Source organism: Pseudomonas sp. LB3P81 (assembly GCF_054897965.1).
In genome coordinates, this window is sequence record NZ_JBUBVG010000001.1 from 4,341,932 (window position 1) to 4,356,559 (window position 14,628).

Below are 14,628 nucleotides of genomic sequence, written 5' to 3' on the forward strand. Positions count from 1 at the left end.
ACGCCAGTATAGTGCCACTATTTGACAGCCGTGAAGCCGTCGAAGGCTTCACGGCTGAAATACTTCTTACAGGCCCGGCAGGCGTTGGCGAATTTGCGCAACGACGGTGTCGAGGGTTCCGCTTTCATTGGTCTGAACGCGCTTGCTGCACAAAATTTCCTCTGGCGTCAGGGCTTCACGATTCGCTTGCTGAGCGGCGATAACGGCCAGGTTGGCGTCGGACGGATCCTTTTTGTCTGCCTGACGCAGGGCCAGCCAGCTTTCGATCACGGCTTGTGGCGCGTCGCAATCAAGGATCAGGAACGGCGCGCCGGTGGCTTCGGCGATTTTTGCCGCGCCGTCGCGCTGTTCGCGCTTGAGGTAAGTGGCATCGACCACCACCGGGAAGCCGGCACGCAGGATCACGGCGGCGATTTCATGCAGGCGGGTGTAGGTCGCGGCGCTGGCGTCGGCGCTATAAATGCCGGCCTGCGGATCGTTCGCGACGGTTTGCTCGCCGAACAGGCGTTTGCGTTCGACATCGGAGCGCAGGCGAATCGCGCCCAACGCTTCCACCAGACGCATGGCCACATGACTTTTGCCAACAGCGGAAACGCCGTGGGTGATGGCCATGAAACGCGAAGGAATGGTGCTGTAGCTTTCCGCCAGGTTGGCGTAGTTGCGGTACTGGCGCAAGGTGGTGGCGCGCTGCACCGGGTCGGCTTCGGCCGGCATGCTGAACAGGCTGACCTTGGCGCGAACCAGCGCACGATAGGCTTTATAGAAGTTCAGCAGTTCCAGGCCCTGGTAATCGCCGGTCAACTCCAGGTATTGGCTGATGAAGCGACGGGCCAGGCTTTTCAGGCCGCGGTCTTCAAGGTCCATCGCCAGGAAACCGGTGTCGGCATAGACGTCGGTGAAGCGGAACGGTTCGTTGAACTCGATGCAGTCGAAGATCACGACCTTGCCATCGATCACGGTGACGTTGCCCAGGTGGATGTCACCGTGGCATTCGCGGATAAAGCCTTCCGCCTTGCGCTGGGCAAACAGCGGCTTGAGGCGTTCGAAGCTGCTTTCGGCCCAGGCTTCCAAAGCATCAAGTTGCAGCAGATCGGCCTTGTCGCTGAGGAACGGGCGGATTTGTTCGAAGTTCTGGCGTACTGGCGCCATCACGCTGTCCGGGGTGCCGGCTTCGTGTTCCGCAGGCACTTTTGGCGCGGTGAGGTGGAATTGAGCAATTTGTACGGCCATCTCGTCGATGTGCGCGGTGGTCAATTCGCCGTTGGCCTGCAGCGTGCTGAGCAACTGGCTTTGTGGGAATTGACGCATTTTCAGCGCGTAATCGACGACCGGGCCGGCGCCACCCAGTTGCGGGGCTTCAGCGCTGCCGGTGATTGGCAACACTTCGAGATACAAATCATTGGTCAGGCGCTGGTTCAGGCGCAGCTCTTCGCCACAGAAATGCTCGCGAGCATCAAGACTGGTGAAGTCGAGGAAGCCGAAATTAACCGGTTTCTTCACTTTATAAGCAAACCGGCCTGTGAGAATGACCCAGGAAATGTGGGTTTCGATGACCTGGAACCCGTCTACCGGATGCGGGTAGAGGGCCGGGTTTTGCAGGGCGGCGATCAGGGGCTGGCTCACAGGTATTCCTTCAGAGTCTGGGAAAATTCACGGCCGTCATTATGGCCGCAAGTCCGCCTGACGCAAACCTCGGCGGGCTCCTGTTGAGTATGAATAAAGTGCGTATAATCCGGCGCCATGACTCGTACTCGATCCCCTCGCACCCCTAAAAAACCACCTTCCAGAGGCCTGAGCCCCTGGCTGGGCTGGGCCCTTAAACTCAGTCTGGTCGGCCTCGTGGTGCTCGCCGGATTCGCGGTGTACCTCGACGCCATCGTCCAGGAGAAGTTCTCCGGCAAGCGCTGGACCATCCCGGCCAAGGTGTATGCGCGCCCTCTGGAGCTGTTCACCGGCCAGAAGCTGAGCAAGGATGACTTCCTCACCGAGCTCGATGCCTTGGGCTATCGTCGCGAAAGTGTGAGCAACGGCCCCGGCGCGGCGGCGGTCAACGGCAGCACCGTCGACTTGAATACCCGTGGCTTCCAGTTCTATGAAGGCCTGGAGAAAGCCCAGCCCGTGCGCGTGCGGTTCTCCGGCGACTACGTGGCTGAGCTGTCGGCGACCAACGGTTCGCAGCTGTCTGTGGTTCGACTGGAGCCACTGCTGATCGGCGGGATTTACCCGAAGAATCTCGAAGACCGCATTCTGATCAAAATTGATCAGGTGCCACCGTATCTGCTGGAAACCCTGGTCGCAGTGGAAGACCGGGACTTCTATAGCCATTGGGGCGTGTCGCCCAAGTCGATTGCCCGCGCCATCTGGGTTAACACCTCTGGCGGCAAGATGACCCAGGGCGGTAGTACGCTGACCCAACAGTTGGTCAAGAATTTCTACCTGACCAGCGAACGCAGCCTGACCCGCAAACTCACCGAAGCCATGATGGCGATGTTGCTGGAGCTGCATTACGACAAACGGGAAATTCTTGAGGCTTACCTCAATGAAGTGTTCGTCGGTCAGGATGGCCAGCGGGCGGTGCACGGTTTCGGTCTGGCCAGCCAGTTCTTCTTCGGGCAGCCGTTGTCCGAGTTGAAACTGCATCAAGTCGCCATGCTGGTGGGCATGGTCAAGGGGCCGTCCTATTACAACCCGCGTCGCAACCCGGAGCGGGCGCTCGAGCGGCGCAACCTGGTGCTCGATGTGCTTGAGCAACAAGGCGTCGCTACCGCCGAGCAGGTCGCGGCTGCGAAGAAAATGCCGCTGGGCGTGACGACGCGCGGCAAGTTGGCCGACAGCTCGTTCCCTGGTTTTCTCGACCTGGTTAAACGTCAGTTGCGCGAAGACTATCGCGATGAAGACTTGACCGAAGAAGGCCTGCGGATTTTCACCAGCTTCGACCCGATTCTGCAAATGAAAGCGGAAGCGTCGGTCAACGATACGTTCAAGCGTTTGTCCGGACGCAAAGGTTCCGATGATGTTGAAGCGGCAATGGTCGTGACCAACCCGGAAACCGGTGAAGTCCAGGCCATGATCGGCAGTCGTCAGGCGAGCTTCGCCGGCTTCAACCGGGCGCTGGATGCTGTGCGACCGATCGGCTCGTTGATCAAACCGGCGGTTTATCTGACAGCCCTTGAGAAGCCGAGCCAGTACACGTTGACCAGTTGGCTGTCGGACGAATCCTTCTCGGTGAAAGGCGCGGACGGGCAGGTCTGGAAACCGCAGAACTATGATCGTCGTTCCCATGGCACGGTTTTCCTTTATCAAGGCCTGGCGCATTCCTACAACCTGTCGACTGCACGTCTCGGGTTGGCGGTAGGCGTGCCGAATGTCTTGAAGACTCTCGCTCGCCTGGGTGTGAGTCGCGAGTTCCCGGCATTCCCGTCGATGCTGCTGGGTGCGGGCGGTATGACCCCGATCGAAGTGGCGACCATGTACCAGACACTCGCCAACGGTGGGTTTAATACGCCGATGCGTGGGATTCGTAGCGTACTGACGGCCGAAGGCGAGCCGCTCAAGCGTTATCCGTTCCAGATTCAGCAGCGTTTCGATCCGGCTTCTATTTACCTGATCCAGAGCGCCATGCAGCGGGTCATGCGTGAAGGCACCGGCAGTTCGGTCTACAACGTGTTGCCGAAAACCCTGACGCTGGCCGGCAAGACCGGTACCAGTAACGATTCGCGAGACAGCTGGTTCGCCGGTTTCAGTCAGGACTTGCTGGCGGTGGTGTGGCTGGGTCGCGACGATAACGGCAAGACACCGTTCACTGGCGCCACTGGCGCGTTGCAGGTCTGGACCAGTTTCATGCGCAAGGCCGATCCGTTGCCATTGGACATGCCGCAGCCGGACAATGTGGTTCAGGCCTGGGTCGATTCACATACCGGACAAGGCTCTGATGCCAACTGCCCAGGCGCCGTGCAGATGCCGTATATTCGCGGCAGCGAACCGCCTCCTGGCGCCGCTTGCGGTGGCGAAAGCCCTGCTTCCGGCGAAACGGTGATGGATTGGGTCAAGGGCTGGATGAATTAAGCAAAGAGGATTTCAAGTGAACAAGTGGTTGATTCCAGCGGTTGCCGCCGTGGCTTTGCTCAGCGGTTGCTCCAGCGTACAGCGCGGTTCGATTCCGGTTGTAGATTCCGGCAGCGCCGTTTCCAACAGTGAACGGGTGTCGGCGAATGGCGGTTATCGTCAGACGACGGTTAAACGTCCTGTGCAATCCCGGGCCCAGGAAATTCCGCAAGGTGATACCGGCGTCGTGGTGATGGTGCCGGGTGGTGGTGCAGTGACGTCGGCACCGATCAGCACCTCGCCGATTACCCCTGGCCCGATTACTCCGGGGCCGATCGACACCTCGCCGGTTCAGTCGGCGCCGATCAATCAGGGCAGCTACAGCATGCCGTCGACGCCGAGCGGGACTCCTTCCTCGAGCGCCGGTGGCCTGTCCGCCGATGAGCAACTGGACGGTCCGGTGTTGGCGTTGCTGACCACCGCACAGCAGCAACAGGCCGGTGGTGACCTTAACGGTGCCTCTTCCAGTCTCGAGCGCGCCCAACGTGTTGCGCCGCGTGAGCCACAAGTGCTTTATCGTCTGGCTCAGGTGCGCATGGCTCAAGGCGATGCAGCCCAAGCCGAACAGTTCGCTCGTCGTGGTCTGACCTTCGCCAACGGTCGTCCGGCGCTTCAGGCCAGCCTGTGGGAATTGATCGCGCAAGCTCGTGAGAAACAGGGTGATTCCGCAGGTGCATCACTGGCCCGTCAAAAGGCCAGGGTTACGTCGTGATGGACGCACGCTTTCCGAAGATTGCCGAGCAGTTGCTGTTGATTGAGCGTGAGCTGCGCGTTCAGGGATGGTGGGACGATGTCTCGCCCTCCGCCGAAGCGCTGTCCAGTGTCGAACCCTTTTCGGTCGATACGCTGGATTTCGAGCAGTGGTTGCAATGGATTTTCCTGCCGCGCATGAAAACAATCCTGGAGCAGGATTTACCGCTGCCCAATGCCTCGGGCATTCAGGAGATGGCCGAAATGGTCTTCGCCGCCCGCAATGTTCAGGGCAGGGATAAGCAGTTGCAGGTGCTGCTGAAAGAGTTCGACCAGCTAATCACCGCCTCTCGCTGACCCTCGATCTCTGTAGGAGCTGTCGAGTGAAACGAGACTGCGATCTTTTGATTTTGTTTTTTGATAGCAACGTCAAAAGATCGCAGCCTCGTTTCACTCGACAGCTCCTACAGGCTCCGGCATATGATTACTGGCAGTTTTCTGCGATCTGTCGCTGTGCTTCGGCGGTGCGGTCCTGACGTTGCTCGTCAGTCAGGCGGCGCATCTCACCCTCGACATCCTCCCGTAATCGCGGATTGTTCTGCAGTTGAGCCAGGTTCGTCCGCGCCTGCTCGCAGAACACCTTCAGTTGGGCTTGCTGCTCGGCGACCTGTTTTTTCACGGTCTTATCGATGGCCTGTTGGTCACCGATGGCATTACTGCGTGGCAGCGTAGCCGGCTTGCTCGCAGAGGGGGAGGGCGTGACCACGGTCGTGGCTTCCCGGCCCTGGGGTGGTTGCGCATCGAAGTGGGTAACGCCCCGCTCATCGACCCATGTGTAAATCTGTGCAGCCATGGACACAGGGCTGATGCCCATCAGCAGGCTGGCGGTCAGGAAAAACGTTCGCATGCCATTTCCTTGTAGTGGGTTGCGCAATTGAAGCTAACACAGTCGCTGTTTCGCGGTTTTTTCTTGCTTTCTCATGTGCTTACTTCAATAAAGCACATTGACGACTTGACTTGCAGGGGACGAAACAGAAGAATCCAAAGTCCGCTGTAGAGGGACTGCCAGAAGCAGACCCACTCGGCAGATCATGAGGCGCACATCCGCGCCGACCTGTTACACCCGCAACGCGTTACCTCGCGCTGGGTGGGAAAAGCCCGCAACACTTGGGACGATCCCAATACTTGCTCAGTCAGTGCTGACGTAGTCGGCGACCACCGTCGCTCATGCTCTGCCGAGAAGTAAACCTATTAAGACCCGTCCTCTTTCATGTGGGCGGTATTCTGGCGTTTTAGAGGTGAACAACGTGGAGCTTTTATCTGGCGGTGAGATGCTCGTCCGCTTTTTGCGTGACGAAGGCGTCAAATATATCTACGGGTACCCGGGTGGTGCTCTTCTTCATGTCTACGATGCCCTGTTCAAAGAACCGGAAGTAACCCACATCCTGGTTCGTCACGAGCAGGCTGCGACCCATATGGCTGACGGCTATGCCCGTGCCACCGGTAAAGCCGGCGTGGTACTGGTGACTTCCGGCCCGGGCGCAACCAACGCCATCACCGGTATTGCCACGGCCTACATGGACTCCATTCCGATGGTGGTCATTTCCGGCCAGGTGCCTAGCACCATGGTAGGCACCGATGCGTTCCAGGAAACCGACATGATCGGTATCTCCCGGCCGATCGTGAAGCACAGCTTCATGATCAAGCACGCCTCGGAAATCCCGGAAGTCATGAAGAAAGCGTTCTACCTGGCGCAATCCGGTCGCCCTGGTCCGGTCGTTGTCGATATCCCGAAAGACATGACCAACCCGGCCGAGAAGTACGAATACATCTTCCCGAAAAAAGCCAAGCTGCGTTCCTACAGCCCGGCCGTTCGCGGCCACTCCGGGCAAATCCGCAAGGCAGCAGAAATGCTCCTGGCGGCCAAGCGTCCCGTTATGTACGCAGGCGGTGGCGTGATTCTCGGTGGTGGCTCCGCGCCGCTAACCGAGTTGGCGAAGATGCTCAACCTGCCAGTGACCAATACCCTGATGGGCTTGGGTGCCTACCCTGGCACCGACCGTCAGTTCATCGGCATGCTCGGCATGCACGGCAGCTACACCGCTAACCTGGCGATGCACCATGCTGACGTGATCCTCGCAGTCGGCGCGCGTTTCGACGATCGCGTGATCAACGGCCCGGCGAAGTTCTGCCCGAACGCCAAGATCATTCACATCGACATCGACCCGGCTTCGATCTCCAAGACCATCAAGGCCGACGTACCTATCGTCGGTCCGGTCGAGAGCGTCCTGACCGAGATGGTCGCGATTCTTAAGGAAATCGGCGAGACCCCGAACAAGGAGTCCGTTGCCAGCTGGTGGAAGCAGGTTGATGAATGGCGCGGTGATCGCGGCCTGTTCCCTTACGACAAAGGCGACGGTAGCGTCATCAAGCCGCAGACCGTGATCGAAACCCTGTGCGAAGTGACCAAGGGCGATGCCTTTGTCGCCTCCGACGTGGGTCAGCACCAAATGTTCGCGGCGCAGTACTACAAGTTCAACAAGCCGAACCGCTGGATCAACTCCGGTGGCCTGGGCACCATGGGCTTCGGTTTTCCGGCGGCCATGGGCATCAAGTTGAGCTTTCCGGATGCCGACGTCGTCTGCGTGACAGGCGAGGGCAGTATCCAGATGAACATTCAGGAATTGTCGACCTGCCTGCAGTACGGTTTGCCGGTCAAGATCGTCATCCTGAACAACGGTGTTCTGGGTATGGTTCGCCAGTGGCAAGACATGAGTTACGGCAGCCGCCACTCGCACTCCTACATGGAATCGCTGCCTGACTTCGTCAAGCTGGCCGAGGCCTATGGTCACGTCGGCGTGCGCATCACCGAATCGAAAGATTTGAAGTCGAAGATGGAAGAGGCGTTCGCCATGAAAGATCGCCTGGTGGTCATCGATATTTCGGTCGACACCAGCGAGCACGTCTACCCGATGCAGATCAAAGACGGCTCCATGCGCGATATGTGGCTGAGCAAGACGGAGCGTACTTAATCATGCGGCACATTATTTCCTTGCTTCTGGAAAACGAACCTGGCGCTCTGTCTCGTGTAGTCGGCCTGTTCTCGCAGCGCAACTACAACATCGAAAGCCTGACCGTGGCGCCGACGGAAGACCCGACCCTGTCGCGTCTGACGCTGACCACGGTGGGCCACGATGAGATCATCGAGCAGATCACCAAGAACCTGAACAAGCTGATTGAAGTGGTCAAACTGGTCGACCTGTCGGAAAGTGCTCATATCGAGCGCGAACTGATGCTGGTCAAGGTCAAGGCCACTGGCGCCCAGCGCGCCGAGATCAAGCGCACCACCGATATTTACCGTGGGCAGATCGTCGATGTCAGCGCTAGCGTGTATACCGTTCAATTGACCGGTACCAGCGACAAGCTCGACAGCTTCATTCAGTCCATTGGCACCGCGTCGATCCTGGAAACCGTCCGTAGCGGCGTAACCGGTATCGCCCGCGGCGACAAAGTACTCAGCATCTAAACCAAATTAGCGAATGGCCTGAACGGCCTGGATATATAGGGGAATTTCATGAAAGTTTATTACGAAAAAGACTGCGACCTGTCGATCATCCAGGGCAAGAAAGTTGCCATCATCGGTTACGGTTCCCAGGGCCACGCTCAAGCGTGCAACCTGAAAGACTCCGGCGTTGATGTCACTGTTGGCCTGCGTAAAGGTTCGGCGACTGTTGCCAAAGCAGAAGCTCACGGCCTGAAAGTGACTGACGTTGCTTCCGCTGTTGCTGCTGCCGACCTGGTCATGATCCTGACCCCGGACGAGTTCCAGTCCGCCCTGTACAAAAACGAAATCGAGCCGAACATCAAGAAAGGCGCCACCCTGGCCTTCTCCCACGGTTTTGCGATCCACTACAACCAGGTTGTTCCGCGCGCAGACCTCGACGTGATCATGATCGCGCCGAAAGCACCGGGCCACACCGTACGTTCCGAGTTCGTGAAAGGCGGCGGTATCCCTGACCTGATCGCTATCTACCAGGACGCATCCGGCAACGCCAAAAACGTTGCACTGTCCTACGCTGCTGGCGTGGGTGGCGGTCGCACCGGCATCATCGAAACCACCTTCAAGGACGAGACCGAAACCGACCTGTTCGGCGAACAAGCCGTTCTGTGTGGCGGTACTGTTGAACTGGTCAAAGCCGGTTTCGAAACCCTGGTTGAAGCTGGCTACGCGCCGGAAATGGCCTACTTCGAATGCCTGCACGAACTGAAGCTGATCGTTGACCTCATGTACGAAGGCGGTATCGCCAACATGAACTACTCGATCTCCAACAACGCCGAGTACGGCGAGTACGTGACCGGTCCGGAAGTGATCAACGCCGAATCCCGTCAGGCCATGCGCAACGCCCTGAAACGTATTCAGGACGGCGAATACGCCAAGATGTTCATCAGCGAAGGCGCAACCGGCTATCCTTCGATGACCGCCAAGCGTCGTAACAACGCCGCTCACGGTATCGAAATCATCGGCGAGCAACTTCGCTCCATGATGCCGTGGATCGGTGCCAACAAGATCGTCGACAAAGCCAAAAACTAAGTCGCGCACTTGTACGGAAAACGCGGCCTAGGCCGCGTTTTTTCGTTTGGGACGCCGGTTCTGGTATAAAGCTGCATCGTTTGCGGCCGAACCCTCGTCCCAGACACCTGTCGAAACTTTCCACCCCGTTGCAAGGTAATGTCCATGAGCGAACGTCCCGAAGAGCCAAACCAGGCTTCTGACGCCGAAAGCCTGCTGCCCATCGATGAGCACATCGAAGAAGGGCATGACGCTGAAGGTCGTAAAGTCCGGCATCGTGGTATCTATCTTCTGCCGAATCTGTTCACCACTGCGAACCTGTTCGCAGGGTTTTACTCCATCATCAATTCGATGAGTGCCCAGAGTGCCTTGAGTGCCGGTGATGCGATTGGCGCGAGCAAGTATTTTGCGTTTGCCGCGATTGCGATTTTCGTTGCCATGGTGCTCGACGGTCTTGACGGTCGTGTTGCCCGGATGACCAACACGCAAAGTGCCTTCGGTGCCGAGTATGACTCGCTGTCGGATATGGTCGCCTTTGGTGTCGCACCGGCATTGCTGGCATTTGGTTGGGCCTTGGGCGACATGGGCAAGGTCGGCTGGATGGTCGCCTTCATTTATGTCGCTGGCGCTGCACTGCGTCTGGCTCGCTTCAACACCCAGGTCGGCACTGCCGACAAGCGCTACTTCATCGGCTTGGCCAGTCCGGCAGCAGCAGGTGTGGTTGCAGGTATTGTCTGGGCATTCAGCGATTACGGCATCCAGGGCTCCAAGATGTCTTTCCTGGTAGCGCTAATGGTCGCGGCCGCCGGCATGCTGATGGTCAGCAACATCAAGTACAACAGCTTCAAGGAGCTGGACCTGAAAGGGCGTGTACCTTTCGTGGCGATCCTTGCTGTCGTATTGGTCTTCGCCGTTGTGTTCAGCGATCCGCCGCGCATCCTGCTGCTGGTTTTCCTCGCCTATGCAGCATCTGGTCCGATTCAATATCTGTTACGTCTTCGCCGGCACAAAAACACGTAATTTCCCTCATACTCCGCAGTCTATTGGTGCATCTGTCCTCCAGTGCTGCGGAGTTGCCATGCTGATCAAAGTCCCCAAGACGTCTGACTGCCGTGAGTCGGATGTTACGCCTGAATCCCTCTATCTATCTCGTCGAAATGTACTGGGTGCTGCCGTTGCCGGTTTGGCTGTGAGCAGCTTGCCGAGCTGGGTCAGCGCGGACGATGCCGCGCGCTATCCGGATGTCGAGCCTGGCAAGGCGCCTTCCTGGTTTGCCGAGAAACTTCCTTCTACCAAGTGGGGAGCGATCAACGTCAAGGATGAAGCGATCACGCCATTCAAGGATGCGACCCACTACAACAACTTCTATGAGTTCGGCACCGACAAAGGTGATCCGGCGGCCAACGCTGGTGCGCTGAAAACTGAACCCTGGAGCGTGGTGGTGGACGGGGAGGTGGGCAAGCCGGGTCGCTATGCGCTGGAAGACTTCATGAAGCCCTACCAGTTGGAGGAGCGTATTTATCGTCTTCGCTGCGTGGAGGCCTGGTCGATGGTCATCCCGTGGATTGGTTTTCCCCTATCGGCCTTGCTCAAGGAAGTAGAGCCGACCTCCAGGGCCAGGTTCATTCGCTTCGAAACTCTGCAGGATCCTAAAACCATGCCGGGGCAGCGCTCTGGTTTTGCCTTGATCGACTGGCCTTATGTAGAAGGGCTAAGACTCGATGAGGCGATGAACCCGTTGGCCATTCTTGCGGTGGGCATGTATGGGCGCGAGTTGCCTAACCAGAACGGCGCGCCTCTGCGTTTGGTGGTGCCGTGGAAGTATGGCTTCAAGAGCATCAAATCCATCGTGCGGATCAGTCTGGTCAGCGAACAGCCGAAAACTACCTGGCAGAGCATTGCTGCGGACGAGTACGGCTTCTATGCCAACGTGAACCCGACAGTCGACCATCCACGCTGGACGCAGGCTCGGGAGCGGCGATTGCCGAGCGGTCTGTTCAAGCCCAATGTCCGCGACACTCAGATGTTCAACGGCTACTCGGAAGAAGTCGCTTCTTTATATACAGGGCTCGATCTGCGGAAGAACTACTGATGCGATATCCGTTGTGGCGAGTGGGTGTCTTTATCGCAGCGGCAGTATGGCCGTTGCTTTGGCTCTATCAGGCTTGGGCGGATGTGCTGGGGCCAGATCCGGGCAAGGTACTGGTTGATCGGTTGGGGCTGGGGACGCTTGTGCTGTTGCTTATTAGTTTGAGCATGGCGCCTTTGCAGAAACTCACCGGTTGGGCGGGGTGGATTGCTGTCCGTCGGCAACTGGGGTTGTGGTGCTTCGCTTACGTTGTTCTGCATTTGAGCGGATATACGGCGTTCATTCTTGGTTTCGATTGGTCCCAGCTGGGTGTCGAGTTGCGCAAGCGGCCGTACATTATTGTCGGGGCGCTGGGATTCCTTTGTTTGTTGGCGTTGGCGTTGACCTCCAATCGCTACAGTCAGCGGCGTTTGGGATCTCGCTGGAAGAAGTTGCATCGACTGGTCTATGTCGCTCTCGGGCTCGGATTGCTGCATATGTTGTGGATTGTGCGAGCTGATCTAAAGGAGTGGGCGGTCTATGCCTCTATAGGGGTGTTGCTATTAGTGCTGCGCTTGCCACCTGTAACCCGCCGAATTCCACGTTTAACCGCTAAAAAGTCATCTGCTGAAAGAAAAGTGTAATTAAGGGTTGACGGCAGATTCTGGAAGTCTATAATTCGCCCCACTTCCGGCGCAGTCGAAACGGAAAACTCCTTGGTAAACAAAGAGTTACGCAGTTTTCGACAGTGAGTTGCTTCAGATCATCGAAGCCCAGAAGGAGTTGGTAAGGCAGTGTGTTTTCGCCTTATTGACGTTTCGATCGTCTCGGTCGAAAGCGGAGAAAAAGAGGTGTTGACAGCAGCGAGTAACGCTGTAGAATTCGCCTCCCGCTAACGAGAGATCGGAAGCGCAAGTGGTTGAAGTTGCAAAGGAAACTTTGAAAACTTCTGAAAATAACCGCTTGACAGATACAGAGGACGCTGTAGAATGCGCGCCTCGGTTGAGACGAAAGATCTTAACCAACCGCTCTTTAACAACTGAATCAAGCAATTCGTGTGGGTGCTTGTGGAGTCAGACTGATAGTCAACAAGATTATCAGCATCACAAGTTACTCCGCGAGAAATCAAAGATGTAACCAACGATTGCTGAGCCAAGTTTAGGGTTTCTTAAAAACCCAAAGATGTTTGAACTGAAGAGTTTGATCATGGCTCAGATTGAACGCTGGCGGCAGGCCTAACACATGCAAGTCGAGCGGTAGAGAGAAGCTTGCTTCTCTTGAGAGCGGCGGACGGGTGAGTAATGCCTAGGAATCTGCCTGGTAGTGGGGGATAACGCTCGGAAACGGACGCTAATACCGCATACGTCCTACGGGAGAAAGCAGGGGACCTTCGGGCCTTGCGCTATCAGATGAGCCTAGGTCGGATTAGCTAGTTGGTGAGGTAATGGCTCACCAAGGCGACGATCCGTAACTGGTCTGAGAGGATGATCAGTCACACTGGAACTGAGACACGGTCCAGACTCCTACGGGAGGCAGCAGTGGGGAATATTGGACAATGGGCGAAAGCCTGATCCAGCCATGCCGCGTGTGTGAAGAAGGTCTTCGGATTGTAAAGCACTTTAAGTTGGGAGGAAGGGCATTAACCTAATACGTTAGTGTTTTGACGTTACCGACAGAATAAGCACCGGCTAACTCTGTGCCAGCAGCCGCGGTAATACAGAGGGTGCAAGCGTTAATCGGAATTACTGGGCGTAAAGCGCGCGTAGGTGGTTTGTTAAGTTGGATGTGAAATCCCCGGGCTCAACCTGGGAACTGCATTCAAAACTGACAAGCTAGAGTATGGTAGAGGGTGGTGGAATTTCCTGTGTAGCGGTGAAATGCGTAGATATAGGAAGGAACACCAGTGGCGAAGGCGACCACCTGGACTGATACTGACACTGAGGTGCGAAAGCGTGGGGAGCAAACAGGATTAGATACCCTGGTAGTCCACGCCGTAAACGATGTCAACTAGCCGTTGGGAGCCTTGAGCTCTTAGTGGCGCAGCTAACGCATTAAGTTGACCGCCTGGGGAGTACGGCCGCAAGGTTAAAACTCAAATGAATTGACGGGGGCCCGCACAAGCGGTGGAGCATGTGGTTTAATTCGAAGCAACGCGAAGAACCTTACCAGGCCTTGACATCCAATGAACTTTCCAGAGATGGATTGGTGCCTTCGGGAACATTGAGACAGGTGCTGCATGGCTGTCGTCAGCTCGTGTCGTGAGATGTTGGGTTAAGTCCCGTAACGAGCGCAACCCTTGTCCTTAGTTACCAGCACGTCATGGTGGGCACTCTAAGGAGACTGCCGGTGACAAACCGGAGGAAGGTGGGGATGACGTCAAGTCATCATGGCCCTTACGGCCTGGGCTACACACGTGCTACAATGGTCGGTACAGAGGGTTGCCAAGCCGCGAGGTGGAGCTAATCCCATAAAACCGATCGTAGTCCGGATCGCAGTCTGCAACTCGACTGCGTGAAGTCGGAATCGCTAGTAATCGCGAATCAGAATGTCGCGGTGAATACGTTCCCGGGCCTTGTACACACCGCCCGTCACACCATGGGAGTGGGTTGCACCAGAAGTAGCTAGTCTAACCTTCGGGAGGACGGTTACCACGGTGTGATTCATGACTGGGGTGAAGTCGTAACAAGGTAGCCGTAGGGGAACCTGCGGCTGGATCACCTCCTTAATCGACGACATCAGCTGCTCCATAAGTTCCCACACGAATTGCTTGATTCATTGAAGAAGACGATAAGAAGCAGCCCTGACGGGTTGTAGCTTGGTTGGTTAGAGCGCACCCCATGCTTTGTGGTAAAGAGCAGGGTGAGGTCGGCCTGATAGCTCAAAATTGGGTCTGTAGCTCAGTTGGTTAGAGCGCACCCCTGATAAGGGTGAGGTCGGCAGTTCGAATCTGCCCAGACCCACCAATTTTTGTGTGGGAACCTGTAGCAATACGGGGCCATAGCTCAGCTGGGAGAGCGCCTGCCTTGCACGCAGGAGGTCAACGGTTCGATCCCGTTTGGCTCCACCACTACTGCTTCTGTTTGTTGAAAGCTTAGAAATGAGCATTCCATGGTGATCATGGTGAATGTTGATTTCTAGTCTTTGGCTAGATCGTTCTTTAAAAATTTGGGTATGTGATAGAAAGATAGACTGGATA

At 56.8% G+C, this 14,628-nt stretch carries 11 protein-coding genes, 2 tRNA genes and 1 rRNA gene; 12 read left to right on the forward strand and 2 right to left on the reverse strand.

Annotated elements, in window-relative coordinates:
• Positions 1-66 precede the first annotated feature (66 nt).
• Complete coding sequence (locus ACYZTL_RS20105; RefSeq protein WP_461953222.1) at positions 67-1,623, reverse strand: bifunctional aminoglycoside phosphotransferase/ATP-binding protein; 1,557 nt, start codon at positions 1,621-1,623, stop codon at positions 67-69.
• Between the two features lie 117 nt (positions 1,624-1,740).
• Here ACYZTL_RS20105 and mrcB point away from each other — a divergent pair, with 117 nt between their 5' ends.
• The 3 genes from mrcB to ACYZTL_RS20120 are packed head-to-tail and all read left to right on the forward strand — an operon-like array spanning position 1,741 to position 5,151.
• The gene (mrcB, locus tag ACYZTL_RS20110; protein ID WP_461953223.1) at positions 1,741-4,065 is read left to right on the forward strand and encodes a penicillin-binding protein 1B; all 2,325 of its coding nucleotides are present in this window, start codon (positions 1,741-1,743) and stop codon (positions 4,063-4,065) included.
• 16 nt (positions 4,066-4,081) lie between these two features.
• The gene (locus ACYZTL_RS20115; protein ID WP_461953224.1) at positions 4,082-4,816 is read left to right on the forward strand and encodes a tetratricopeptide repeat protein; all 735 of its coding nucleotides are present in this window, start codon (positions 4,082-4,084) and stop codon (positions 4,814-4,816) included.
• Positions 4,816-5,151: a YqcC family protein gene (locus tag ACYZTL_RS20120; protein WP_461953225.1), complete on the forward strand. Its 336-nt coding sequence runs from the start codon at positions 4,816-4,818 to the stop codon at positions 5,149-5,151. Before ACYZTL_RS20115 ends, ACYZTL_RS20120 begins: the two co-directional genes overlap by 1 nt.
• A 127-nt stretch (positions 5,152-5,278) precedes the next feature.
• On the opposite strand, the gene ACYZTL_RS20125 is transcribed toward ACYZTL_RS20120, so the two are convergent.
• Positions 5,279-5,701, reverse strand: coding sequence for a DUF4124 domain-containing protein (locus ACYZTL_RS20125; RefSeq protein ID WP_461953226.1), 423 nt, complete (start codon positions 5,699-5,701; stop codon positions 5,279-5,281).
• Between the two features lie 400 nt (positions 5,702-6,101).
• Between ACYZTL_RS20125 and ACYZTL_RS20130 the strand changes: the two genes are divergently transcribed.
• The 9 genes from ACYZTL_RS20130 (at position 6,102) to ACYZTL_RS20170 (ending at position 14,499) form a co-directional block, all read left to right on the forward strand.
• On the forward strand, positions 6,102-7,826 hold the full coding sequence (locus tag ACYZTL_RS20130; RefSeq protein ID WP_461953227.1) for an acetolactate synthase 3 large subunit: 1,725 nt from the start codon (positions 6,102-6,104) through the stop codon (positions 7,824-7,826).
• 2 nt (positions 7,827-7,828) lie between these two features.
• Entirely contained in the window at positions 7,829-8,320 is a 492-nt protein-coding gene (ilvN, locus tag ACYZTL_RS20135; RefSeq protein WP_003205610.1) for an acetolactate synthase small subunit, read from the forward strand.
• A gap of 48 nt (positions 8,321-8,368) precedes the next feature.
• Positions 8,369-9,385 carry a ketol-acid reductoisomerase gene (gene ilvC / locus ACYZTL_RS20140; RefSeq protein WP_007948647.1) on the forward strand — a complete coding sequence of 339 codons (1,017 nt, stop codon included), beginning with the start codon at positions 8,369-8,371 and terminating at the stop codon, positions 9,383-9,385.
• Positions 9,386-9,529: 144 nt separating this feature from the next.
• Complete coding sequence (gene pssA, locus ACYZTL_RS20145) at positions 9,530-10,384, forward strand: CDP-diacylglycerol--serine O-phosphatidyltransferase (RefSeq protein ID WP_084323071.1); 855 nt, start codon at positions 9,530-9,532, stop codon at positions 10,382-10,384.
• Positions 10,385-10,442: 58 nt separating this feature from the next.
• A complete protein-coding gene (msrP, locus tag ACYZTL_RS20150; RefSeq protein WP_461953228.1) occupies positions 10,443-11,456 on the forward strand; it encodes a protein-methionine-sulfoxide reductase catalytic subunit MsrP in 1,014 nt (337 codons plus the stop codon).
• The gene (gene msrQ / locus ACYZTL_RS20155) at positions 11,456-12,076 is read left to right on the forward strand and encodes a protein-methionine-sulfoxide reductase heme-binding subunit MsrQ (RefSeq protein ID WP_461953229.1); all 621 of its coding nucleotides are present in this window, start codon (positions 11,456-11,458) and stop codon (positions 12,074-12,076) included. The genes msrP and msrQ overlap by 1 nt, the downstream gene beginning before the upstream one ends.
• A 544-nt stretch (positions 12,077-12,620) precedes the next feature.
• Positions 12,621-14,157 (forward strand): 16S ribosomal RNA (locus ACYZTL_RS20160).
• A 161-nt stretch (positions 14,158-14,318) separates the two neighbouring features.
• A tRNA-Ile gene (locus tag ACYZTL_RS20165) sits at positions 14,319-14,395 on the forward strand.
• A 28-nt stretch (positions 14,396-14,423) separates the two neighbouring features.
• A tRNA-Ala gene (locus tag ACYZTL_RS20170) sits at positions 14,424-14,499 on the forward strand.
• Positions 14,500-14,628: the final 129 nt, after the last annotated feature.